The following is a 23,244-nucleotide window of genomic DNA, read 5'->3' on the forward strand; positions in this document are numbered from 1 at the left end:
AAGAGACACAAATGAATGAAATAAAACGCAATCCCTTCCACCGCGCCTTCTACGTCGCCAATACCATGGAGATCTTCGAACGTCTCGCCTGGTACGGCTTTTTCACTCTGTCCTCTCTCTACATCACCAGTCCAACTGCGCAAGGCGGATTAGGCTTCACCGACAAAGAACGTGGATTCCTGCAAGGCATGATCCCCTTCTTGCTTTACCTGCTGCCGGTGATCACTGGCGCACTTGCCGATCGATTTGGATATCGTCGTATGTTTCTGATCGCCTTTGCCATTATGTGTCCCTCGTATTATTTGCTTGGACAAGTGCATCAGTTTTGGACATTTTTTATCGTCTTTTTTGCAGTCGCAGTTGGTGCTGCATGTTTTAAGCCGGTCGTCGTTGGCACGATAGGACGCTCTACTGATGATACTAATCGCGGTTTAGGCTTTGGCGTGTTTTATACGATGGTGAATGTGGGCGGATTTATCGGTCCTTTCGTTGCGGGCTATGTGCGTGCGATCAGTTGGGATTTGGTATTTGTGATGTCGGCATTTTGGATCGCATTGAATTTTATTCCCGCATTGTTCTTCTACAAAGAGCCCACGCATGATGCAAGTAAAGATCAACGTAGTCTGAAGTTGGTCCTGTTAGAGGCGCAAGAAGTATTGGGAAATGGACGCTTGGCATTGATCGTTATACCAGCGATTATCGCCCTAATGGTGACAACGCGCATGGGAATTGCGTTCTCCTATTATTTGCTCGGCGTTGCTGCTTGGTTAGTGCTGAATTGGGGCTGGAGTGTGTTGATCAAAAAATCATCGGCATCGCATACGCAGACCGTAAGCTGGTATTTGCAAGCAGTGAAAGTAGGGAATGTTCCCTTCGTTTTATACCTCTTGATCTTGACTGGTTTTTGGGTTGTGTACTTCCAATTATTTACCACACTACCGGTGTTCATTCGTGATTTTGTTGATACCAAAGATGTGGTGCATGCGATGCAAACGTACACGCCGTCTTTTGTGGAATTTTTAGCGGGGGTGAATCTCGAACAATTGAGTGGTGCACTGCCAGCACTGGCGCAAAAATACCATGCGGGGATGGACGCGACTGCGTTAAAGAAATTATCGTTTGAGTTGGTGAACTACAAAGTGATGGTGCCTGATGATGCTCTCGCGACAGGTTTGCTTGCGCTGCAACAGGGCGCAGCAATGCCACAGACTTTAGCAGAACAATGGGCTGCCCAATATCGCCAAGTGAATCCTGAGTACATCGTGAATATCGGCTTTGGATTGATTGTTGTTTGTCAGATTGTGATCAGTGCGTATATTCAACGCTGGCGTGCGTTGCCGATCCTGGTGTTCGGGACGTTGGTCCTTAGCAGCGGGATTGCCCTGTGCGGGTGGGGCGCCGGAATTGCACTTGGTGGCAGTACGGTAATCATCGGCGTCGTGGTATTTTCATTGGGGGAAATGATTGCTTCGCCTAAAAGTCAGGAGTATGTCGCAGCGATTGCACCTAAGAGTAAGACCGCAATGTATATGGGCTACTATTTTGTTTCGATGGCCTTGGGAAATTTGTTTGCCGGACTCTTGTCGGGCTGGGCGTATACGGCGATCGCGAAAGAGATGAATCGCCCGGTTTGGATGTGGTATCTATTTACACTGATTGGAATCACGACCGCCATCGCATTGTTGGTATTTGATCGTTGGTTGCAACGTCATCGAAAGCAAGAACCTGCAAGTGGAAATACATAAAATTTGGAAAATATTGACGATTGCATTTGCCTACCTAAGTACATAAAAAAACCGACAAGTTCTGCTTGTCGGTTTTTTTGTTTTAGCTAAAGCACACCATCGTAGACTCTAGTAAATATTGCCTCAGTGAGGCTTACAAATTTTCCTGCAGGAATTTCCATTTGGCTTTTTGCAATGACCAGTTTTGCCATGCATCCGCAACGCCATGACCTTGACCCGGATATAGTTGCAAGCTGTATTCCTTGTTGCCTTTTGCCAAAGCGTCGATGAACATCACAGTATTTTGTGGATGTACATTGTCGTCCATCGTGCCGTGCATGATCAAGATCTTGCCGCTTAAATCTTTTGCTGCTTTCAGGCTAGAACCTTTATCGTAGCCTTCGGCATTCTCCTGAGGCAAGCCCATGTAGCGTTCGGTGTAGATGCTGTCATAGAAACGCCAATCGGTCACTGGTGCACCGACGAAACCGATCTTCCAGGCTTTGCTGTGCGTCATTGCGTACGACGTGAAGTAGCCGCCATAGCTCCAACCATTCAAAGAAATTCTATCCATGTCTGCAAAGCCTTGTTGACGCAACCAATCTAAACCATCCAACTGATCTTGCAGTTCTAACTGTCCGAGTTTTTTATGAATAGGCCAAGCGCTGGAAACGCCCTTATTACTCGCGCTTTGGTTATCCATGATCCACACGATATAACCTTGCTGCGCGAGGAAGTGGTAGTACAGATTAGCATTCCATGCATCGCGTACTTGTGGTGCCATAGGGCCAGCATACAGATGTTGGTAGACAGGGTATTTCTTGGTCGCATCAAAATTTGGGGGCAGGAACATCACGCTTTCCATCAAAAAGCCATTGCGTGATTTGACCTGTTGATGCTTCATGGTGGCCAATTGCAGCTCTTGCACTTTGGCTGGAACGCCTGCGTCATCGACCAGTTTTACTAACACGCCCGCATCGGTAAATAAGGCTTGCTTCGGCGTTTGCGTCATGCTGCTCCAGGTGTCGACGTAGTGCGTGAAGGTCTTATTCCAACGCACCATGTGGCTACCTTTGTCTTCGGTCAGACGCTTGAAATTGCTGCCGTCGAGATTCACACTATATTCATCGTTGCCGATTGGATTGCGTTCGTTGGCTGCAAATAATACGCGACCTTTGGTTTCATCGACCCCGTGTACAGTTCGCACATCCCAGTCGCCTTGTGTGACCGCTTTCACTAACTGGAAATTTTTATCGTAAAGATATAAATGATGATGACCGGTACGGCTTGATTCCCAAATAAAGCTGCCATCTTTCAAGAAGTGTGGCAGAGGTAAACGCTCGGTCCAGGCTGGGCTAGTTTCCTTAACGACCGCTTTGCTGTTGAGTTTGGCATCGTAAATACGCAGGTCTAACCAAGTTTGTACGCGATCTTGCCAAGCCGCCATCAACTTGCCATCAGGAGTCCAGTCTACTTGTACGATCAATGTTTCTTTGCCCGCGTAAGGATCTTGCGTCCAACTGATTTTGCCGTTTAAATCGACTACACCGAGTTTGGTAATTGGGTTGAAGTCACCAGCTTTAGGATAGCGTGTGCGGTCTGTTTTGACTGGCTGCGCATGTTCGCCGCTCAAAGTGTAGACCGGTACTTTGGTTTCATCAAAACTTAAGAACGCCAATTTTTTAGAATCTGGCGCCCAGCGGAACGCTCGGAAATCGCCACGTCCATAGACTTCTTCTTGATACACCCAGTCGAGGCGACCATTGAAAATCGTTTCACTACCGCCAGTCGTCAAGCGTTTTTCTTTAGCGGTCGCGACATCAGTCGCGTACATGTCATTGCCCTTTAAGTAGGCAACGGTTTTCGCATCCGGTGATAACAGCGCTTCATCTTCTTTCTCATTCGGCGTATTGGTCAAAGCGCGGGCTTTGCCTGCGTTTAAATCCAATAGCCAGATATCGTTCTTGTAGGTAAAAATGTAGCTCTTAGTTTCTGGTTTAATTCTTGCGCTCAATTGGTCAGCAAGCTTGCCAACTTCTTTGTCATCGATTTTGGCGGTTTTCAAAATGTTCAGGACATTGCCGTCAGCTGGTAAGGCCGTTTTGTCCCACGACGCAGGGTTCACCACGAAGAGTTCTGCTGCGCCTTTGTTGACTTTGGATTCGATTAGACGATTTTGATTATCCCAAGATAAACGCGTCATCGGTGCCGCGTTAAAATTCACACGTTGTTCTGGGTGATACAGCATTTCTAAAGTCAATTTGCCATCGCCAGCGTAAGCTGCACTGCTGGTCGCGAATCCTGCTACTAGGGCGAGTGAGATGGCATTCAAGGGAATAGTGCGTTTCATGGATGATCCTCCAAATGATTTTTCTTGATAGTTGGATAATGCAAAATAAAATTTTTATCGGTCAAAATACTGACGATTTAAGACGCTATTGTCCGTAATTAGTTCAATTTTTTCAAAGACTTAATCACCTGCAGCAAGAGTTTTTCCTTGACCGCCGTTGCTGAACTTTCTTGTAAATTGACATAGAGAGCATATAAAAATGCAGTCAGATTGTGTTTGCGCGCCAAACTTGCTTGCGTGGTTATTTTGAGGTCGAGTGAAGTGGTGAAGAGGCTGTTAAACCAGGTCTCCCATTCCTCTGATGATAAACCAGAACGTAGGCCGAGATAAAACACTGGAGCCATCAATCGTTCGCTCTCGCCATAATGATAGAAGTGTTGGTCATTGCGTATTTGTGGTGCTAAAGCATTCAGAATTTGCAGGTGCTGTTGTTGATTTAATGCAGGGTTGAGCGATAGCTGCAGCATCCAGTCGGCACCATGTGCGACTCCATGACGCCAACCTGCATGTTCATCAAAGCCACGAAAATCGCGCACAGCAGACAAGTATTCAGCGGCCGCATTCACCATATCTGCGCGTTGTTCGTCGCTCATAAAAGCTTTACGGCGGTCAATCCGGGCAATTTCGGCAAGTACTAAGGCCGCGAATGGGGTCGCAAAACCCGGATCCTTGCTAGGAACGGGCATGCGGATTTGATTCAGTAATTGCTGACGCATTGTCTGTATCGTTGCAGTAGTAAGTTGCTCTCCACGCATCCAGAACGACAAGGCTTCAAATGCAATGTCATCGCGTAGTACAGGGTTCGCGTCTGCCAGACAGTCAATGAGTGCTAATGCCATTTGCTGTCGCTGTTGTGGGTCCGCGATTTGCCATTGACTTGTTTTGAGCGCATGTAAACCTGCGATCGAATAAGCAGTTGGTGGACAAGCCGCAAGCGCGGGAGATCCGACGCCGATTAGTACAGCGGCGATACATGAATAGAATAATTTGTGCATATTTCCCCCGTCGGCAGATGTTCCGCGTGATCCACAGCATGCTGGACCGCGATTTTAATCTTGATGTTGCGATGATATGAAGGGCGCTATTGCCTGCATGGTTCTATCTGTCGCACCTTGGTGTTGTAAGAAAAACGCATGCGCCTGCGCGCCCATTTGATTTCTGGTAGCGACATCATCGAGTAAAATTTGAGCACGTTGCATGACATCGTGGGCGTCGCTGGCACGTTGTGCACAGTGCGCGGCGATTGCTTGCTCGGTAATTTCAGAAAAATTAAAAGTGTGTGGACCAGTTAACACTGGACGACGCATGGCAAAGGCTTCAATCAGATTGTGACCGCCTAAACTGACCAGGCTGCCACCAACAAAAGCCAAGTCGCTGGCAGCGTAATACATATACATTTCACCCATGCTGTCACCTAAAAACACTTGGGTGTCAGCTGGAATTGGCAATTCATCCTGATCCAGATCCAGCGTCGAGCGACGCACAAAACGCAACTGCAATTGATCTAGCATCGCGGCGACTTGATCAAAACGTTGTGGATGGCGCGGTGTGATGATCAGCAATGCGCGAGGTAGCTTGAGCTGTGTAAATGCCTCCAAAATTAAAGGTTCTTCGCCTTCGCGGGTGCTGGCACAAATAAAGACCGGACGCTCGCCAAAATAAGCACGCAATTTTGCACCGCGTTCGGCCATCAAAGGCGGTGGTGAAACATCAAACTTCATATTTCCCGTGATACACAGATTGCGTACACCAAGCGCAAGAAGGCGCTCGGCGTCTGGTCCGGATTGTGCTGCCACATAATCGATCGCCTGCGCTGCGGGTAACATCAATGCAGATAAACGTTGCGCTTTGCGTAAAGAACGTTCAGATAAACGAGCATTGACTAGTGTTACCGGAATGTTTGCGGCATTACATTGAGCGATTAAATTTGGCCAGACTTCGGTCTCAATCAAGATGCAAATGGTTGGTGAAAAATGGCGCAAAAATCGCCGTATCATCCAATTGATGTCGTAAGGCAAAAACGCTTGTGTGACGCGATCGGCGACGTTGGCAAACAGACTTTGGCCTGTGCTGCGGCCGGTTGGTGTCATGTGTGTCAATAAAATACGGTGCTCGGGATACGCTTTGAGCAGGGCGCGCACGATAGGTTCGGCGGCACGCGTTTCACCAGCCGATACTGCATGAACCCAGATTGTTGCTTGTGCTTTGGTTTGAGCTCGAGATAGTGGATACCAACCTAAGCGTTCAGCAATATGCTGGCGATAGCCGGGTTCTTGTTTGCCGCGTAGCCATAGACGTAAAATAACAAAAGGCAACGCGAGGGACCAGGCCAGAGAGTAAAGAAGACGCATTAAGGACTTTATGCAGAAGTTACATGCTTCCGCTGAGTTATGAAACAGGTGCTGAATATACCTCAAAAGCCTGGTGTTTATGGTCGTTTTGAGCGATTGTTCGACGACAATTTTAGATGGTTGAAGTGAATTTTCAGATAAATCAGGCGACGTTTTATATGGTGACCGATGCTCGCGTGTGCCAAAATGCTACCAGAACCTGATCCTCGATACGAAAAATAGAGCGCTGTTCGCGCTGGATTTCGCTAGGCTGGCGCTCAAAACTTTCACGCTTGTCGCTAAATGTACTAGGTGAATGTGGTTTGCGTTAATCTTTGTTTCGTCGATTTCATTGCTTAATTGAGATGTTTTAATTTAGGCAACATGAAAAGTTAATCCTCAATCTCAGATCCAAGACTTCTCAATAGAATAAGATGAAAAATACTCCGGCAGCACAAAAGGAAAATGCCAATCAAACGACGATGCATCCTCGGTTTTTGTTTGACGCGGCATGGCGAGGTGGCAAGTCTTTAGTATGGCTGACAATTTTTAATACGCTAGTAGCGTTGTTCATTACCATCGTGATGCAAACTCGGCAAAGCTTCATGGTCAATTGGGTATTCTCGATGTTGATCGGCTGTAGCATTAATTTGGTGATTGCCGCGATGCGTTGGATAATCTGGCGTCAGCAGAAACCACATCGAATTGCCTTCTTCGTCGTGTGCATGGCGGCCGCGCCGATCGGTTATCTGATTGGTGGCAATATAGGGTTGCTGATCTATGGTTTAAAAGCACCGAGCTTTCTCAGTGTGCTCAAAAATGGTGAAGGCATCCTCGTCATTATGAGTATGTTTATCAGTTTATTTGGCGGCGTTTTTTTCTGGAATCAATCAAAATTGGCTGAGCTGGAAGCAGAGCAAGAAAAAGAAAAAGCCCGCAGTGCCGCAATCGAACGCCAAGCCATGCAAGCCCAGTTGCAACTTTTGCAGGCACAGATAGAACCGCACATGTTATTTAATACGCTCGCAAACTTACAGGGCTTAATAGCGATTGACCCTGCACGTGCGCAATACATGTTGGAGCAATTGATTCGCTATTTGCGTGCTAGTTTAAATTCCTCGCGCAATGAGAAAACGACACTTAAACATGAATTCGATTTATTAGCTGCTTATTTGGAATTACTCTCAATTCGGATGGGTAAACGTCTCACTTATCAAACTGAACTTCCTGCAGAATTAGAAGGATTTTTATTGCCGCCGATGTTGTTGCAACCTTTGGTAGAAAACGCAATCAAACACGGGCTTGAGCCTAAAGTCGACGGCGGGCATATTCAGGTTTCAGCGCAAATTCAGACTGGCTATTTGCATTTGAAAGTTATCGATACAGGTTTGGGTTTGCCACACGATTACGAAGAAAATCATCGGGCAGAACATCATCAAAGTCACGTTGGAAATGCGAATGTACGAGAACGCTTGTTGGCTTTATATGGTGACCAGGCATCCTTTACTTTGAGCGCCAATTTACCCCAAGGGGTGATTGCACATTTATGTATTCCAGTCACGACTATTTAATTCCATAGAAGGAAAATGATGCAGACAATCCGCGCACTGATAGCTGAGGATGAAAACATTCTGGCAATCACCTTACAAAAAACGCTGGAAAAATTGTGGCCAGAGTTACAGATTTTAGAGATCGCAGAAAATGGCGTAGTCGCTGTGAATCAAGCACTTAAGTTGATGCCCGATGTGATTTTTTTAGACATCAAAATGCCAGGGAAAACTGGCTTAGAAGTTGCGGAAGAATTGGCGGAAGAGTGGCCTGCGGACAAAGCCTTTCCATTGATCGTATTCGTTACTGCCTACGACGAATATGCGATACAGGCGTTCGAACATGAAGCCTGTGATTATGTTTTAAAACCGATTAGCGACGTGCGTTTAGCGAAGACGGTACAACGTTTGCAAAGCAAGCTCAAAGAGCAGAATTCCTCATTGTCTACTTCGGGTGAATTAGATACGATGATCGCGCAGTTGCGTGGTATCGCGCCGAGGATGTTTGCGAATCTTTATCCTGCGAGCGAACGTCTGACGATGATTCGTGCTGCCGTTGGCAACCAGATCCGCATGATACCGGTCGAAGATGTTTTGTATTTTGAGGCGACCGACAAATACATTAACGTTGTGTGTGCCGAGCAGGCGAGTCTGATTCGTATGAGCCTGCGCGAATTATTGCCGCAGCTGGATCCACAGATTTTTTGGCAAATTCATCGTAGTTACATTATTAATTCTCGTTATTTGCAATTTGCTACGCGCGACGAAACTGGCAAACTCTCGGTGCAATTAAAAGGAAGCAATCAAAAATTGCAAGTGAGCCGGGTATACGCGCATTTGTTCAAGCAAATGTAAAATCACTGTTTCTCTCTTACTCGGTACCCGTGATGCAAAATATTACCTGGCAATGCTGTTCATTTTCTATCCTGACAACAATTCAACTGTATGCCATCTTGCAAGCAAGAGCGGAGGTCTTTGTGGTTGAGCAAAATTGTCCCTATCTCGACCCTGACGGTGCCGATTTGGCTTGCCAGCATTTGATCGCCTGGACAGATGATCAGCAATTGGCAGCGTATTTGCGGATCGTCCCGCCGGGTTTGAAATTTCAAGAGGCATCTGTTGGCCGAGTTATTACTAGCAAGTTTGCCCGGGGCACTGGCATTGGTAAACAACTGCTCATCAAAGGAATAGCCGCCTGCCAAGCTGCCTATCCGGGCGCAGCAATACGTATCGGCGCGCAACAATATTTGGAACAATTCTACCAATCATTTGGTTTTGTTACTGATTCAGACATGTATCTGGAAGATGATATCCCACATATAGAAATGCTCTTGCGTTGATGCCATGTTATGGCATTGAAGATGATATAAAAAAGCCGGCTCCTGTAGCCGGTTTTTTTACTTCCTGCAGCATTGAATGATGTTCAATAAATTATGAATTTTTGTTATGTTTGACGATGAAATATCCGGCGAATGCAGAAATTTTACCCACGTCGTTCTTTAACTTTAGGCGGCTGCAGTTTGAATTTGACTCTGTGGCTTCCATATTGAATTTTCGATGAGTTTAGCCAACTTTATGTTTTGAGTGAAGGCGAAAGCTGTTAACATAAGATGGAGAAATTTGACGCAATAGCATCTGAAAGAAAAAAGTGAACCTTCTTAAAATGTTGTCCGGACTATTCGTGATCGCTCTGCTGTCAGGGTGTGCCTCTATCAATCAGGTGCAGGCTTGGGATAAAGGGAAGTTGGCGCGACAAGAAATGAAATTTGATCGCGATCCTTTAGAAGCTAAATTTGTCGATCATATTTATTTTAGTAAGGAAGCCGCGACTGGGGGAAGTAGCGTTGGTGGTGGGGGATGTGGTTGTAACTGAGTGTAAATTCGTGCAACACATTTTCTTATTGAGACCCGCTTTCGAAAATCATGATGTTATCCAATTCCGACTCTTCTCCGCGTGACACTGTGGCGTCAGCTCTGTTGACCGCTTCACTATCCTTATTCGTTTGCGATGTCGCGCTCGCTGATGAGCCGCCAGAGCGCGGTGTGCTTGCCTTGAAATACCTCGATTATTTTGATTACCAGACCAGCGCAGACAGGATACGAGTCAAGGCGACTGCCCTAAAATTAGTGGTGCCGATTGCAGGTGAATGGGCTTTAGGCTCATCGATCGTTACCGATGGTATTTCTGGGGCTTCGCCGGTTTATCATAGTGCAGGATTGAAGAAGATGCGCGATAGACGGAATGCGGGGGATCTCGATCTTACCCGCTATTTCGAGAATAGCAGCGTTAGCCTAGCAGCAAATTATTCGCATGAAGCGGACTATGAATCGAAGGGATTGTCTTTCCAGACGAATTATTCCAGTGCTGACAGAAATACTGTATTGAGCGCGGCATTTGGTGCTAGCAATGATGATATCAATCCTGTGAATCATATCGTGCGACAGGAAAAGAAGACTTTGCTCGATGTTTTATTCAGTGTGTCGCAGGTGCTCAGTACGGATGATATTGTCCAATTTAATTTGGGCTTTTCACATGGCGCGGGCTATTTTTCCGATCCCTACAAAGTATTTGATCAGCGGCCTCGTGATCGGAATAACCATACCCTGACCGTACGTTGGAATCATCACCTAGAGTCCCTTTCTAGCTCAATGCGATGGAGCTACCGTTATTATGCGGATAATTGGAACATCAAAGCCCACACCTTGAGCGCAGAGTATGTACAGACATTCGTGCAAGGATGGACGATCACTCCTACGCTCCGGCTGTATAGCCAGACTGCGGCAGAATTTTATGTCGATGCCGGGCCCGAAGACTATCCGTTTCCCCCCAATCCTCCTGATAAAGCACCTTATTTCTCGGAAGACCATCGGGTGTCAGCGTTTGGCGCTTTTACCTATGGTGTGAAAGTCAGTAAGCAAATCGATCAGGACTGGTCAGTTGATTTTAAGATGGAACAATACAAGCAAGCAGCTTCGCTAAAATGGTTTGGTGCCGGAAGTGCTGGCTTACAGTCATTTTATGCGCGCAGCGCGCAAGTTGGCGTTTCTCGACAGTTTTGAAACGGCGTATAGTGTGATGCAGATTTTTAGATTTTCCTTCAGTGCGATGGCGTGTCGTTGCGAAATTGTGATTGGCTACGAAGTTACTCAGACATCACACGATGCACAGCATGAATTACAACAAAGTGCACAGAACAGTGCACAGTTGGCAATCGCCGAAGTACGAAGAATTGAAGCTAAGTATTCCCGCTACCGACCAGAAAGTGTGATTGGTGTGATCAACCAAGCCGCTGGGAAAAAACCTATTGACTGCGATGCCGAAACCTGGACGTTGCTCGAGTATGCCGATACTTTGTATCGATCGAGCGGCGGTCTGTTTGATATTACTGCGGGAGTCTTGCGCCGTGCGTGGAATTTTTCACATGCGACTTTGCCAACAGAGCAGACTTTGGTGGAATTGTGCAGTTTGATCGATTGGTCCTCGCTTGAACGTCAGGATCAGCAGATCTATTTACCGAGACAGGGAATGGAGCTGGATTTTGGTGGCTTTGGTAAAGAGTATGCTGCCGATAAAGCCGCTGTGGTCTTGCAAGCGCAACAAGTTAGATGTGGGTATGTCAACTTGGGTGGCGATATTCGTGTGCTGGGTCCCAAGCCAGATCAGCAAGCTTGGCAAATTGGGATACAAGATCCCCGTTGCACCGACCAAATCATCGCAAGCATTGCTATAGAACGTGGTGGCTTGGCTACGAGTGGTGATTATCAGCGTTTTTTCGAGTTAGACGGACGTCGTTATTGCCATATAGTTCATCCACGCACGGGTTGGCCAGTTGAGCATTGGCGTTCCATCACTGTGATAGCGCCTTTGACCACAATGGCTGGCAGCTGTACTACAATCGGTATGTTGAAGCAGGAAAACTGCTTGGACTTCTTACATCAAGCGGGAGTGGATTACTTGGCGATTGACCATACAGGACAGCTGCATAAAAATCATTAGTCACTACATCGGCGTGTTGCGCAACAACACATAAACTCGGAAAGATCGCATGCCAACAATTAAAGGAACCGAAAACGATGATTCTTGGATGGTGGTCAATCCAGGCACCTTCGTGATTGATGGCCTTGGTGGGGTCGATACCTTAAACCTAGGTACTTCTTTGCGTTCAAGTTATACCATTACACAAGCGGCTGATGGTGCAGTTCATGTGGATACGATTTCGGGGGCAAGTGGCGAGTTTCATGCAACGCTCTATAACTTTGAAAAACTGATTTTTGCCAACAATTCTGAGACACTTGATCTGGCGACATATTTTGTAGATACGAGTCCTCCAATTTTACTGAGTTTTAGCCCTTCAGATCAGTCGAATAATGTCCCGGTTCACAACGATATTGTTTTTAATTTTAGTGAAAATATTCTCGCTGGGGCCGGCAGTGTTTTGCTTAAGACAGCGGATGGTCAACTGGTTGAAAGCTTTGATGTCACAAGTAGCACGCGGCTTACGATCAGTGCAAAGTCGCTCACGATTAAGCCGGCAAAGGCCTTCCTGTACAACCAAAATTATGTCCTTGAGATCGCCGCAGGTAACGTGAAGGATGCAAAGGGAAACCTATTCGTTGCTTCGCAAACGATCAGTTTTAAAACGGCGCTTGGTGAAACGCTGACTGGTACTGCGGCCGATGATGTGATTGTCAGTAGTGCTGGTAGTGATAACATCGATGGCAATGCAGGACGAGACACGGTTGTCTACAGCGGAAAATTATCGACTTATGCCCTGAGTCACCAAGCCAATACTTACAACGTGACGTCTAAGAATGGCGTAGCGGGGGGCGAGACTTCAGTTGATAGCTTGCGCAATATTGAATCACTTAAATTTGACGATATGACCGTCAATTTGCAAATTCAAGCAGTCGCAGCGGGTGCACCGTCACAGAATGTGCAAAGATTGATCGAGCTCTATGTGGCATTTTTTAATCGCGTGCCCGATGCCGATGGATTAGCTTACTGGTTAGGCGAGATGAAAGCGGGCAAAACAATCAATGCGATTGCCGAAACCTTTTATAACGCAGGCGTCCAATTTTCGAGCCTGACAGGTTTTTCGGCCAGTATGAGTAATGTTGATTTCATCAATGTGATCTACAAGAATGTGCTGGGACGCACGGATGGCGCTGATGCAGACGGGCTTGCCTATTGGAACACCGAATTAAGCGCTGGCCGTGCGAATCGTGGTTCATTAGTGTCGACCATCCTTGATTCCGCGCATCGTTTTAAGGGCGATTCCACTTGGGGTTGGGTTGCTAATCTCCTCGATAATAAAATTATCGTTGCAAGAACTTTTGCGATCGACTGGGGATTGGGTTATGCCAGTCCTGATGACGCCATCTTGCAAGGAATGGCGATCGCAGCGGCTGTCACATCGACAGACACGCAAGTAGCTTTGACCTTGATCGGATTGTCTGCGGCAGATATGCATTTGCTCTAAGGCTGCATTGTGACCACATTTCCCCGCGATATCCTTGCGGCGCGCTCTTCATTTCGATTACGATGCTTGTATGGCTTTCATGTACTTGATACGGCTCAAGAATGAGTTGAATTAGAGAGTGATGCCGTCGCCAGTAAAAATAGTCGACAATAATTAGAAATAACTAGTCAGCACGGATATCGCGTTTGATGTCCAGATGAATGAGGGAGACAAGATGAGTGAGTCAGGCAGTGGGCGTGACGGTGATAGTGCCGCACCCGATATCCGTATGGTAATTGATCAAAAAAGTGCTTTTCCGCCGGTTGCGCGCCTCGGGGCTTTTCGGGCATTTCATTGGTTGTATTTGGGCTGGCAAGATTTCCGCGCAGAGCCCATGGCGGGCTTGCTGTATGGAGTTTGCTTTGCTGTGATGGGTGGCATCTTAAAATTGACATTAGCCAATGCGCCCGAATATTTATCAGCACTGACTTGTGGATTTCTTTTGGTTGGGCCCTTGTTGGCGTTGGGTTTGTACGATGTTAGTCGCCGTATCGAGAATTTACGTTCAGGTATGTTAGGCAGCGTGTTTTCTATGAGTGGGCGCTGGAGCAATATTGGCACGTTCGCCGTGGTACTGGCAGTGATTATGATGGTGTGGGCACGGGCATCATTGATCATTTTTGCGCTGTTCTATAACAAGGGTATGCCAACGATGACTGGTTTTTTGGCGAAATTATTTTCGCTAGAAAATGCCGAATTTTTAGTCGTGTATGCCTGTATAGGATTTATCTTTGCTAGTCTGGTGTTTGCCATCAGCTGGGTATCGATCCCTCTCATGCTAGATCGTGACACCGATGCGATTACCGCAATGATCATCAGTATCGTTGCCTTGTTTGTGAATGTGCCGCTGACGATGGTGTGGGGACTGAGTATCGTTGCCCTCGTCGTGTTGGGATTTATGACTTGGAATCTGGGCTTTATTATTGCGATGCCGATAGTTGGGCATGCAACCTGGCATGCGTATCGTGAAGTCGTTGGACCAGCGACTGATCAACGATCTTGAAAATAAAAAAACGGCGCAGAGGTGAATTCTGTGCCGTTTTATTTTTAAGTCTTCTAGATTATTTCAATGCCGGAATCGCTTGTGGCACCAAAGGTTTAATCGGTTGCTCTTTGAGTTTTTTCTGCAAATAATCCAAAGCTGTTTCCAATTGTTTGTCCTCACCTTTGAAGGTGGCATTCGGTAAGTTGTCGACTTCGATGTCCGGTGAAACTCCAACACCTTCCACCAACCAACGTCCATCTTTGACATCAAATTGTGCATTCTCAGCAGCGCGCACCATGCCGTTATCACTAAGCGTATTGCGGTCCGATAACCATACGCCAGCACCCGCCGTGCGTTTGCCGACCAACGGTCCAAGATTTAATGCTTTGACACCAGCGGCGAAAGTTTCTCCGTCCGAATAGGTCAACTCATCAATCAACACGACCAAATGACCGCGGAAAGTTTGTTGCATATTCGCGTAGGGTTGTTGCCCTGCAGAGGCCCAAAATGCCCAGGCTTTACGTAACAGTTTTTCGATAATCCAACTATCAATATTGCCGCCATTATTTCTACGCACATCGATGATCAAGCCGTCGCGATGATAGTTGGCATAGAAATCGCGCGCAAAACTGGCAACATCTGCTGGCCCCATTGCACGCAGGTGCAGGTAGCCTATCTTGCCATTCGATGCACGATCCACTTTATTGGCCAGACCTTGTTCCCAATCGCTATAACGCAAGTTTGCTTGCTTCATCATATTGATAGGCGATACCAACACCGTTTTGCTGATGGTGGCGCGTTTGATCTGCATCAGCACTTGCTTATCTGCTTGGTTGGTCAAAAGATCGGAAATGTCACGCGCGGCTAACACATCTTTACCATTGATTGATGTGATGATATCGCCAGTTTTGATGTCCAGATCAGGATTGTCGAGTGGGGCACGTTGTGAAGGTAAATCAGGTTCGCTGCGATAAATATGGTCGATGCGATAGCCTTCGCCTGTTTTTGTCAACACTGCACCTAAACCGGCTGCTTGGCCATCTGGTGTGGCACGACGCACGTCTCCTGGACGTATTTGAGAATGCAAAGCACTGACTTCACTCACCATCAAAGCAAGGACATCATTGAGTTCAGCACGATCTGTGACACGCTCAACCAGCGGGGCGTATTTTTCTCGTACTTTTACCCAATCTACTCCACGCATATTCGTGTCATACAAGAAATCTCTATGCATGCGCCAAGCATCCATGAACATTTGCTTCCACTCCTGACGCGGCTGCGAACTAAAGCTCCAGTCGTCAACTTTGACTTTCGCTTTACTTAAGTCACCAGGTGCTTTTGCCGCAGCTTCTACGACATAGAAATCACCGTTACCCGTACCGGTATGTAATAAAACACGTTTTTTATCCAGCGACAAATCATAGTTACGTACGCCTGCGGCAAAGATTTCTGCTTGTGGTGCGGCCTTGCTGATCGCTAAGGTTTTGACATTACTACGGCTACGGTCGCTTGGGTCACGTTCGAGGAAGTACAGGCGTTTGTCATCGGCAATTAAACGACGGTAATTCCCAGCAGGAACCGGGACTTCATATAAACGTTCCGCTAGTCCTTGATAAACGATCGCAGTCACTACTTTTTTGGGTGTTGCTCCCGCTGTTTTTTTTGTATCGCCTGTATCTTTACTGTCTTTGGCGTCTTTCGCTCCATTTGCTTCTTTGCCACCTTCAGCTACGTCTGCCTTGTCTGCGGTTTTCTCCGCGGTTTTGTCATTATTCTTGCTCAGCTCATCATCTGGTTTGAAAGGAAAACGATTTCCAGGCTGTAAAGCGAGCGCAAAAATGCCCGTGCGCTTATCAAAGTTGGTTCCCATATTCCGATCGCCCCAAGGTGCGCCGACCCCTGGTTGGAAATTGCGATTTGACAGGAAATACAGCCATTTACCATCGCTGGAAAAACTCGGTGACTCCGACTCATAACGGTCCGTTGTGACGAAATGCGTCTGCTTACTGTCGATGTCGTATAGTCCGATTTGATTCCGTCCTTGCGTAGTATTACTGCGTACCATTGCCAGCGTTTTGCTATCGGGTGACCAGACGATTTCATCATGCGTGCCGTTACCATCTTTTGCGGCATCGTCAATCACGACATTGGACTTAGTCGCTAAATCTAACAGCCAGAGACGCCCACGTTTATCGATATGCGCCAAATATTTTCCATCAGGTGATGGTCCCATCGCCAAGCGATGCGTTTCACCATCTTTTGTTAATTGCTCACCTTTGCCATTGCCATTTGTCGGAAAACGCCAGATTTCGTTTTCTCCTGTGCTATCGACAAACGCGTAGACGTAGCGGTCATCGTGCGAAAACACGGCTTCACGTGCGCGTGCGCCATCTGGCAAATTGATGTCCACCCGGCGTTGGGTTCCGGTACCAGCGATGGTCATTTGCCCACGCGCTGTAAAGACCAGTTTTTCGTCTTTACTTGCTGCTTGTACATTGCTCAAAAATTCCAACGGATTCTTGATATAGCGTTGGCGTGATTGGTCAAAATCAGACAGCAAATCGATCTCCACCAATTTATTGCTGAGATTGTTGAGATCCAGTACATGCAAATTCACACCGAGTTGGTAGACGATTTTGCCGTCACCGGCTTGTGGATTTCGCACTTCCCAATCACGATGTTTGGTGAGTGCTTGCGCATCGCTGCCATCAACATTCGCCACGTAGATGTTGTAGGCGCCATCACGATCACTGAGGAAATAAAGACGATTTTTCCACAACATAGGGCGGCGGTTATTGGATTTCTCTTTGGTGAACAGATTAACTGCTTCCGATTTTCCGCTTAAATCATATTTCCATAATTGCGCCAAGCCACCACCACGATACATTTTTGCATTATCGGCGCGTGTGTGCAGACCAAGTCGGGTGAAGTAGAGCGTCTTGCCCGTGCTGTCGATCGCCGCTTCATTGGCATCCGTCAATGGGAAAATTTGCTTCTGCAAGTTTTGTGGATTAATCGCAGCGATGACGGTTTGCGATGTTGGCCCCTGCGGATTTTGGCTACTGATCAATACTTCGCCTTGCGCACTCCAGCCAAGTACATTGACCACATTATTTTCGAAGCTGATGCGTTTAGGAACACCGCCGACAGCTGGCATCACGTAGGCCTCTTGCGTACCTTCGTAAGTAGCGGAGAAGGCGATCCATTGGCCATCTTGTGAAATCGCAGAATGCGTTTCGGCACCAAGATGCGTTGTCAATCTTTGGGCAGTGCCACCATTTACGCCAACCTTCCACAAATCGCCCTCGGCAGTGAATACCACTGAATCTGCTCGGACGGAAGGAAAACGGATGTAAGCCTTGTTATCGGCGCTGGCATAAGCAGATGCAATCATACCGGCCAGTGAGAGTGTGAGTGCGAGCTTGGGAAGGAGAGGGCGAATTGTCATCATTTTGTAATCAACATTAGGATTTAAATAAATACATCACCGAACATTTCTATGATTTTTTCTTTGCGGAAATAAAATGTCAACTGAACACAGTTATGCAGGAGATGCAGTACGGAATGAAGTAGCAGATCAGACCAGATAGATAAAATTTAGTTCGGTCAGATTCTCATTGTTCATCAAATTAATTACATGTTTCAAACAAAACTGTTCTTATTTTTTTGTACAAATAAAATTTTATGTTTAAATGGACAGTAATCCATTTAGAGACCCTGTATGCACCTTTGTGACCATCTCATTCAGTGTAAGAAAATTTTTGTCTTGGTGTTAGTGCTGGTTTTTTGCAACTTAACAACGGAGGCGTATGCGGACGATCGTGGCGATATCATCACCTTGGTTGGAGAGGATGAATGGTATCCCTACGCTGCGTTGAAGGATGGTAAGTTACAAGGTTTGGCGGTCGATATCATAGAGGCCGCATTTGGCGCGATGAAGGTCAAGGTCCAATTCAAATCCGCACCGTACGCCAGATGCTTGATGCTGGCGGAATCTGGGCAAGAATTAGCGTGCTTCGACAGTTTAAAAGATAGCAAGCTCAGTAAAAAGTTCCTATTTCATGAAGAACCCATCTTTAAAGCAGAAATTGGCATTTATGCGCTGGAGAGCTCGCAAGAAAAAAATTTGCAAGCTAGCGCTCTGAGAGGCAAGCAAGTTGGCGTCACGAACGGATATACCTATACCGATGAAATTGACAACGATGCGAGTATTAATCGAGAAGTTGCACCAACAGATTTATCCAATTTGCGGAAATTGTTGCGCCAACGTTCAGATTATTCTTTGGTCTACACCCGTGTTTTCGATTATTTGATGAGTCGCTACCCTGACGAACTGAAGGGGAAAATTAAACAGGTTGGAACGATAGGGCAAAATGCACTCTATGTCAGTTTTTCCATCCGACACCCGGATTCAATCAAATATGCTGAGTTGCTTGATCGCGGGCTGCGTAAGATAAGAAAAGACGGGACTTATTTAAAATTAGAACAAAAGTGGAAACGGCCAGCGCCATAATTGCTTGCCGGCTACCCTGATTATTTTTCCGGTGTTGCTATGCCATTTGTTAAGCCATTTTCAAATTTGTACTTTGCCGTTCTGATCGTGCGAATTTCGATGCATGCAAGCGCTTAAGGGCAAATTCTTTGCTTACTTATGGGCGTGCTTTTTTTGCATAGCCACCTGCTCCTGTAAGAGCCGTTACCAAATACAGGCGTGAGTCCCCAACTTGGTTGCTCAGCTGGAAAATCGCCACAATATCGACTAATTCTAACGCCTGCGATTTCAAGGTACTGGCGGCATTGGTCATCTCTTCAACCAAGCCGATATTCTCTAGCGTGTCTTGATCCATTTGCATGATGGTCTGCCCGGCTTCGCTAAGACCCCAACTTTGTTCATTGCGAGATGATACGTGCTACGCGGACGCACATTTTAGTAACCGATGGTTTGTGCTGCTTCATGCACCAGCTGTTTGAATAAATCGTGCCGCATACGGGTAATTTCTCCGCGTTTTACGGCATCTAACACAGTACATCCTGGTTCTGTATGGTGATGGCAATTGTAGAATTTGCAGTGACCCAGATGTGGTAAAAATTCAGGGAACGCACGCTCCAGCATACCTTCGCTTAAATGATGCAAGCCGAATTCCTGAAAGCCCGGTGAATCGATGACGTAGGTTGGCCTGTCTTGATAAGCATCCATTTGAAACAAACGGGTGAATGTGGTTGTATGTTTGCCTGTATCCAAGGCCGCCGAGATTTCGCGAGTTGCAATTTCTGCGTCGGGAATCAAGAGGTTTATTAAAGAAGATTTCCCCATGCCCGATTGCCCGATCAAAATTGTGCTCTGGCCCTGTATTAGCGACAGCATTTTTTCACGCGTTACTTCGGGTTGCGCGGTCACTGATACTTCGTGCACCGGATAACCGAGTGAAGCATATAAGCCAACTCGTTCTCTGGCTTTTGGCAAACTGGCAGTGACGTCGATTTTATTTAAGACGATATGCGCCCTAATGCCCGAGGATTCCGATGCTACCAAAGCACGCGAAATTAAATCATCCGAAAAACTCGGCTCAGTCGCAACCACCACAATTAATTGTGTGAGATTTGCCGCTAGCATTTTCGATTTGTATTGATCTGAACGATAGAGCAACGTGCTGCGCGGCACGATCGCTTCAATCACACCTTGATTCGCCGACGTCAACTGATATTCGACGATATCGCCGACGGCGACATCACTCTTTTTGCCGCGGGTAACGCAATGCAATTTGATGTCTTGTGCTTGAATCAGATAGTGTCGACCGTGCGCGGCGATTACAGTGCCTTGCTCGGTCGGCGCAGATTTTTTTTGCGAGGAAAATTTCTTAGACATGCAGTGCGATTAACCGAAAGTCTGCGTGAAAATAACGTCGATTTTGGCAGCGCAAATAAAATCATTTTCTGAAATACCACCTTTACCGCCATTCACCGTATGTGTATCAAATTTAACGACGCAACGGTTATAAGTGATGCTCAATTCAGGATGGTGATCCTCTTCATGTATGGTGTAGGCGATTGCATTCACGAATGCTAGGGTTTCGTAATAATTTTTGAAGTTGTAAGTCTTGACTATGCGGGGCCCGTCTTGCGTCCAGCCGGGTGTCGCCGCGAAATACGCTGCGAGCTCGTTGTCCTGCAGGCCGATTTCTGTATGTGCCGATTTTTTTGCTAAGAGGTCAGAAGTTTTCATGGTGTTGAAGTTGTTTTTTAAAATTGTTGTTTAAATTGCGTTTTAAATTTCGTTGGTGAAAGTTACGCCAATTTCGCTTGTTGATGTAAGTGCGCGATCCGGATGGAAGCTGGTGGGTGCGAATCGTAAAACGCCGAGTGTACTGGATCAGGCGTCAGCGTTGACGCATTATCTTCATACAGTTTAACCAGTGCCGAAACGAGGTCATTGGCATTGGTATGTTTCACCGCAAAAGCATCTGCCTCAAATTCATGTTTGCGCGAGCTGATAGAAGTTAATGGAGATAACACAAACGTAAACACTGGCAAGGTCAACATAAATAAAATCAGTGCCATTGCATTATTCGATGACGCAAACAAAATCGGATCGACACCCAAGCCAGTAAAAAACCAGACTTGTTGTTTCAAATAGCCGAGTAAGGCTAAGAATCCTAGTGATACTGCAAACATGACTACCATACGTTTGACAATGTGTTTCAGCTTGAAGTGACCCAGTTCATGCGCTAGTACGGCTTCGACTTCTTGTGGTGCAAGGCGGGCAATTAAAGTATCAAAAAACACGATGCGTTTGGTTTTGCCGAAGCCTGAAAAGTAGGCATTCCCATGCGCGCTGCGTTTTGATCCATCCATCACAAACAAACCGCTGGATGCAAAGCCCACTCGGCTCATTAAGCTTTCAATGCGGGCGCGCAAACTGTCGTCGGCAAGCGGCGTAAATTTGTTAAACATGGGGGCGATCCAAGTTGGGAAAATCAACATCATCAAGAGCTGAAATCCACTCCAAACCAACCATGCATATAGCCACCACAAGTCGCCGGATTTATCCATCAAGGTAATTACCACCCATACCAGAGGTAAGCCAATGGCGGCGCCAATCAAACTGCCTTTGATCATATCGCTGAAGAATAATTTGAGCGTCATTTTATTGAAGCCAAACTTTTCTTCTAAGACGAATTGGCGATATAGATCGAACGGCAAATCTACTGCCCCGCTGATCAAGGCAAAAGCGGCTATTAAGCCTAATTGGTAGACCATGCCATCGCCCAGCCATTTATACAAAGTGACGGCGAGTAATTGCAACCCACCGAAAAGTGTAAATGCAAGCAATACCAAAACGCTAAAAAATAAGGCGAGTAAGCCGAATTTGGTTTTTGCAATTGTGTAATCGGCTGCTTTTTGATGCGCGTCTAGTCCAATTTTTTCACTGAACTCCGCGGGAACAGCAGCCCGATGTTGGCTCACGTGGCGTAACTGGCGCGACGATAGCCAAAATTGCAAACTAACAGTGATGCCAAGAAAAACAATGAATAAAACCGAAAACGTGTATGAATTCATGGGAAAATGCTGCTTTATCAGAAAAAGTGTTCAAGGCTATTATCTAAAAACATACTTTTCATTTGTTTAAAATGTAATTTAAATGCGATTTTAGAATTTATGCCAAATTAGCGTCCTAGGAAGAATTATGTCACAAGAGAGCAATGTTCAAGTAACTGAAACCACAACGACAACCCCTGCAGTCCCTGCTAAGGCTGCCAAACCCAATGAAATGAATTTGATCTGGGTGGATATGGAGATGACGGGACTCGATCCTGACAACGACAAAATTATCGAGATTGCTGTAGTGGTGACGGATATGCAATTAAATATACTGGCAGAAGGTCCGGTTTTTGCGATCCATCAGTCAGATGAAGTCTTGAATAAAATGGATGCATGGAATAAGGGGACACATGGTCGCTCTGGTCTGATCGATCGGGTTAAAGCTTCCACGGTAACCGAAGCGGATGCAGAAAAAGCCTTAATCGCCTTTTTGAAATCGTTTGTTCCTGCAGGTAAATCGCCGATGTGCGGTAACACGATTTGTCAGGATCGCCGTTTTATGTTCCGTGGTATGCCTAAACTGGAAGAGTTTTTCCATTACCGCAATCTGGATGTATCGACACTTAAAGAATTGTGCCGCCGTTGGAAACCTGCTTTAAGTAGCGGTTTTAAAAAGCATCAAAAACATACTGCGCTGGCAGACATCATCGAGTCTATCGAAGAATTGAAATACTATCGCGAGCACTTTATTAAAGAATAAATTTTTAGAGTGCATTCGAGTAAATTCGAGGGCAATGCAATCTTATGCCCGAAAAAAATGGCTGACCACAATTGGGTCAGCCATTTTTTTGTCAGAAATTGAAGTGAGTAGGGGATTACACGCCCAATAATTCCACTTCGAAAATCAAAGTAGCGTTCGGTGGAATTACGCCACCTGCACCGCGGGGACCGTAGCCAATGGCAGCGGGAATCGTCAAAACGCGGGTTCCGCCAACTTTCATGCCCTGCACGCCTTCATCCCACCCTTTAATGACTTGACCCGCGCCAAGTGCAAACTCAAATGGCGTGCCACGGTCTTTGCTGGAATCAAATTTTTTGCCAGCGCTACCGTCTGGATTTTGTAACCAGCCCGTGTAATGAACCTCCACATTTTGTCCGGTAGTCGCTTCTGCGCCCGTACCTTCTACTTTGTCTTCGTACTGTAAGCCGCTGACGGTCGTGATTGATGACATAAAATTCCTTTGAAATAA

At 46.4% G+C, this 23,244-nt stretch carries 20 protein-coding genes; 11 read left to right on the plus strand and 9 right to left on the minus strand.

The window, feature by feature from the left end:
- Positions 1–11 precede the first annotated feature (11 nt).
- On the plus strand, positions 12–1,745 hold the full coding sequence (locus ACO0KW_RS01835) for an MFS transporter (RefSeq protein ID WP_423050062.1): 1,734 nt from the start codon (positions 12–14) through the stop codon (positions 1,743–1,745).
- A gap of 133 nt (positions 1,746–1,878) precedes the next feature.
- Here ACO0KW_RS01835 and ACO0KW_RS01840 read toward each other — a convergent pair whose 3' ends face one another.
- The 3 genes from ACO0KW_RS01840 to waaA all read right to left on the minus strand — a co-directional run bounded on the left by ACO0KW_RS01840 (position 1,879) and on the right by waaA (position 6,425).
- Positions 1,879–4,074, minus strand: coding sequence for a DPP IV N-terminal domain-containing protein (locus tag ACO0KW_RS01840; protein ID WP_423050064.1), 2,196 nt, complete (start codon positions 4,072–4,074; stop codon positions 1,879–1,881).
- Between the two features lie 98 nt (positions 4,075–4,172).
- On the minus strand, positions 4,173–5,069 hold the full coding sequence (locus ACO0KW_RS01845) for a DUF2785 domain-containing protein (RefSeq protein ID WP_423050066.1): 897 nt from the start codon (positions 5,067–5,069) through the stop codon (positions 4,173–4,175).
- A 54-nt stretch (positions 5,070–5,123) separates the two neighbouring features.
- Complete coding sequence (gene waaA / locus ACO0KW_RS01850) at positions 5,124–6,425, minus strand: lipid IV(A) 3-deoxy-D-manno-octulosonic acid transferase (protein WP_423050068.1); 1,302 nt, start codon at positions 6,423–6,425, stop codon at positions 5,124–5,126.
- A 413-nt stretch (positions 6,426–6,838) separates the two neighbouring features.
- On the opposite strand from waaA, the gene ACO0KW_RS01855 reads away from it, so the two are divergent.
- The 8 genes from ACO0KW_RS01855 (at position 6,839) to ACO0KW_RS01890 (ending at position 14,473) form a co-directional block, all read left to right on the plus strand.
- The gene (locus tag ACO0KW_RS01855) at positions 6,839–7,975 is read left to right on the plus strand and encodes a sensor histidine kinase (protein WP_423050070.1); all 1,137 of its coding nucleotides are present in this window, start codon (positions 6,839–6,841) and stop codon (positions 7,973–7,975) included.
- A 15-nt stretch (positions 7,976–7,990) separates the two neighbouring features.
- Entirely contained in the window at positions 7,991–8,806 is an 816-nt protein-coding gene (locus tag ACO0KW_RS01860) for a LytR/AlgR family response regulator transcription factor (protein WP_423050072.1), read from the plus strand.
- Between the two features lie 32 nt (positions 8,807–8,838).
- A complete protein-coding gene (locus ACO0KW_RS01865) occupies positions 8,839–9,291 on the plus strand; it encodes a GNAT family N-acetyltransferase (RefSeq protein WP_423050074.1) in 453 nt (150 codons plus the stop codon).
- A 308-nt stretch (positions 9,292–9,599) separates the two neighbouring features.
- Positions 9,600–9,824: a DUF4266 domain-containing protein gene (locus ACO0KW_RS01870; RefSeq protein ID WP_423050076.1), complete on the plus strand. Its 225-nt coding sequence runs from the start codon at positions 9,600–9,602 to the stop codon at positions 9,822–9,824.
- Between the two features lie 50 nt (positions 9,825–9,874).
- Positions 9,875–11,011 (plus strand): DUF3570 domain-containing protein, encoded by a 1,137-nt coding sequence (locus tag ACO0KW_RS01875; protein WP_423050078.1) that lies wholly within the window; start codon positions 9,875–9,877, stop codon positions 11,009–11,011.
- Positions 10,971–11,948, plus strand: coding sequence for an FAD:protein FMN transferase (locus tag ACO0KW_RS01880; RefSeq protein WP_423050080.1), 978 nt, complete (start codon positions 10,971–10,973; stop codon positions 11,946–11,948). Before ACO0KW_RS01875 ends, ACO0KW_RS01880 begins: the two co-directional genes overlap by 41 nt.
- A gap of 49 nt (positions 11,949–11,997) precedes the next feature.
- Positions 11,998–13,431 carry a DUF4214 domain-containing protein gene (locus ACO0KW_RS01885; protein ID WP_423050082.1) on the plus strand — a complete coding sequence of 478 codons (1,434 nt, stop codon included), beginning with the start codon at positions 11,998–12,000 and terminating at the stop codon, positions 13,429–13,431.
- 214 nt (positions 13,432–13,645) lie between these two features.
- Entirely contained in the window at positions 13,646–14,473 is an 828-nt protein-coding gene (locus ACO0KW_RS01890) for a DUF2189 domain-containing protein (RefSeq protein WP_423050084.1), read from the plus strand.
- A gap of 58 nt (positions 14,474–14,531) precedes the next feature.
- On the opposite strand, the gene ACO0KW_RS01895 is transcribed toward ACO0KW_RS01890, so the two are convergent.
- Complete coding sequence (locus tag ACO0KW_RS01895; protein ID WP_423050086.1) at positions 14,532–17,906, minus strand: S41 family peptidase; 3,375 nt, start codon at positions 17,904–17,906, stop codon at positions 14,532–14,534.
- 270 nt (positions 17,907–18,176) lie between these two features.
- On the opposite strand from ACO0KW_RS01895, the gene ACO0KW_RS01900 reads away from it, so the two are divergent.
- Complete coding sequence (locus ACO0KW_RS01900) at positions 18,177–18,968, plus strand: substrate-binding periplasmic protein (RefSeq protein ID WP_423050088.1); 792 nt, start codon at positions 18,177–18,179, stop codon at positions 18,966–18,968.
- A gap of 136 nt (positions 18,969–19,104) precedes the next feature.
- Here the strand turns inward: ACO0KW_RS01900 and ACO0KW_RS01905 are convergent, their stop codons facing one another.
- From ACO0KW_RS01905 to ACO0KW_RS01920, 4 genes are all read right to left on the minus strand, one after another.
- Entirely contained in the window at positions 19,105–19,308 is a 204-nt protein-coding gene (locus tag ACO0KW_RS01905; RefSeq protein WP_423050090.1) for a hypothetical protein, read from the minus strand.
- A gap of 74 nt (positions 19,309–19,382) precedes the next feature.
- Positions 19,383–20,321 (minus strand): ribosome small subunit-dependent GTPase A, encoded by a 939-nt coding sequence (gene rsgA, locus ACO0KW_RS01910; RefSeq protein WP_423050092.1) that lies wholly within the window; start codon positions 20,319–20,321, stop codon positions 19,383–19,385.
- A gap of 9 nt (positions 20,322–20,330) precedes the next feature.
- Positions 20,331–20,678, minus strand: coding sequence for a 4a-hydroxytetrahydrobiopterin dehydratase (locus tag ACO0KW_RS01915; protein WP_423050094.1), 348 nt, complete (start codon positions 20,676–20,678; stop codon positions 20,331–20,333).
- A gap of 62 nt (positions 20,679–20,740) precedes the next feature.
- Positions 20,741–22,012, minus strand: coding sequence for a M48 family metallopeptidase (locus ACO0KW_RS01920; protein ID WP_423050096.1), 1,272 nt, complete (start codon positions 22,010–22,012; stop codon positions 20,741–20,743).
- A 127-nt stretch (positions 22,013–22,139) separates the two neighbouring features.
- Between ACO0KW_RS01920 and orn the strand changes: the two genes are divergently transcribed.
- Positions 22,140–22,754 carry an oligoribonuclease gene (gene orn, locus ACO0KW_RS01925; protein ID WP_423050097.1) on the plus strand — a complete coding sequence of 205 codons (615 nt, stop codon included), beginning with the start codon at positions 22,140–22,142 and terminating at the stop codon, positions 22,752–22,754.
- A 115-nt stretch (positions 22,755–22,869) separates the two neighbouring features.
- Here the strand turns inward: orn and ACO0KW_RS01930 are convergent, their stop codons facing one another.
- On the minus strand, positions 22,870–23,226 hold the full coding sequence (locus tag ACO0KW_RS01930) for an FKBP-type peptidyl-prolyl cis-trans isomerase (RefSeq protein WP_423050098.1): 357 nt from the start codon (positions 23,224–23,226) through the stop codon (positions 22,870–22,872).
- Between the last annotated feature and the right edge of the window lie 18 nt (positions 23,227–23,244).

Origin of the sequence: Undibacterium sp. Ji22W (assembly GCF_049340305.1) — a bacterium.
In the GTDB taxonomy this organism is placed as follows: Bacteria; Pseudomonadota; Gammaproteobacteria; order Burkholderiales; family Burkholderiaceae_D; genus Undibacterium.

What these genes read in the sequence shown, in the direction of transcription:
- ACO0KW_RS01835 (WP_423050062.1), top strand. Translation starts at nt 12, where the DNA reads ATGAATGAAATAAAACGCAATCCCTTCCACCGCGCCTTCTACGTCGCC.
- ACO0KW_RS01840 (WP_423050064.1), bottom strand. Translation starts at nt 4,074, where the DNA reads ATGAAACGCACTATTCCCTTGAATGCCATCTCACTCGCCCTAGTAGCA.
- ACO0KW_RS01845 (WP_423050066.1), bottom strand. Translation starts at nt 5,069, where the DNA reads ATGCACAAATTATTCTATTCATGTATCGCCGCTGTACTAATCGGCGTC.
- waaA (WP_423050068.1), bottom strand. Translation starts at nt 6,425, where the DNA reads ATGCGTCTTCTTTACTCTCTGGCCTGGTCCCTCGCGTTGCCTTTTGTT.
- ACO0KW_RS01855 (WP_423050070.1), top strand. Translation starts at nt 6,839, where the DNA reads ATGAAAAATACTCCGGCAGCACAAAAGGAAAATGCCAATCAAACGACG.
- ACO0KW_RS01860 (WP_423050072.1), top strand. Translation starts at nt 7,991, where the DNA reads ATGATGCAGACAATCCGCGCACTGATAGCTGAGGATGAAAACATTCTG.
- ACO0KW_RS01865 (WP_423050074.1), top strand. Translation starts at nt 8,839, where the DNA reads ATGCAAAATATTACCTGGCAATGCTGTTCATTTTCTATCCTGACAACA.
- ACO0KW_RS01875 (WP_423050078.1), top strand. Translation starts at nt 9,875, where the DNA reads ATGATGTTATCCAATTCCGACTCTTCTCCGCGTGACACTGTGGCGTCA.
- ACO0KW_RS01880 (WP_423050080.1), top strand. Translation starts at nt 10,971, where the DNA reads ATGCGCGCAGCGCGCAAGTTGGCGTTTCTCGACAGTTTTGAAACGGCG.
- ACO0KW_RS01885 (WP_423050082.1), top strand. Translation starts at nt 11,998, where the DNA reads ATGCCAACAATTAAAGGAACCGAAAACGATGATTCTTGGATGGTGGTC.
- ACO0KW_RS01890 (WP_423050084.1), top strand. Translation starts at nt 13,646, where the DNA reads ATGAGTGAGTCAGGCAGTGGGCGTGACGGTGATAGTGCCGCACCCGAT.
- ACO0KW_RS01895 (WP_423050086.1), bottom strand. Translation starts at nt 17,906, where the DNA reads ATGATGACAATTCGCCCTCTCCTTCCCAAGCTCGCACTCACACTCTCA.
- ACO0KW_RS01900 (WP_423050088.1), top strand. Translation starts at nt 18,177, where the DNA reads ATGCACCTTTGTGACCATCTCATTCAGTGTAAGAAAATTTTTGTCTTG.
- ACO0KW_RS01905 (WP_423050090.1), bottom strand. Translation starts at nt 19,308, where the DNA reads ATGCAAATGGATCAAGACACGCTAGAGAATATCGGCTTGGTTGAAGAG.
- rsgA (WP_423050092.1), bottom strand. Translation starts at nt 20,321, where the DNA reads ATGTCTAAGAAATTTTCCTCGCAAAAAAAATCTGCGCCGACCGAGCAA.
- ACO0KW_RS01915 (WP_423050094.1), bottom strand. Translation starts at nt 20,678, where the DNA reads ATGAAAACTTCTGACCTCTTAGCAAAAAAATCGGCACATACAGAAATC.
- ACO0KW_RS01920 (WP_423050096.1), bottom strand. Translation starts at nt 22,012, where the DNA reads ATGAATTCATACACGTTTTCGGTTTTATTCATTGTTTTTCTTGGCATC.
- orn (WP_423050097.1), top strand. Translation starts at nt 22,140, where the DNA reads ATGTCACAAGAGAGCAATGTTCAAGTAACTGAAACCACAACGACAACC.
- ACO0KW_RS01930 (WP_423050098.1), bottom strand. Translation starts at nt 23,226, where the DNA reads ATGTCATCAATCACGACCGTCAGCGGCTTACAGTACGAAGACAAAGTA.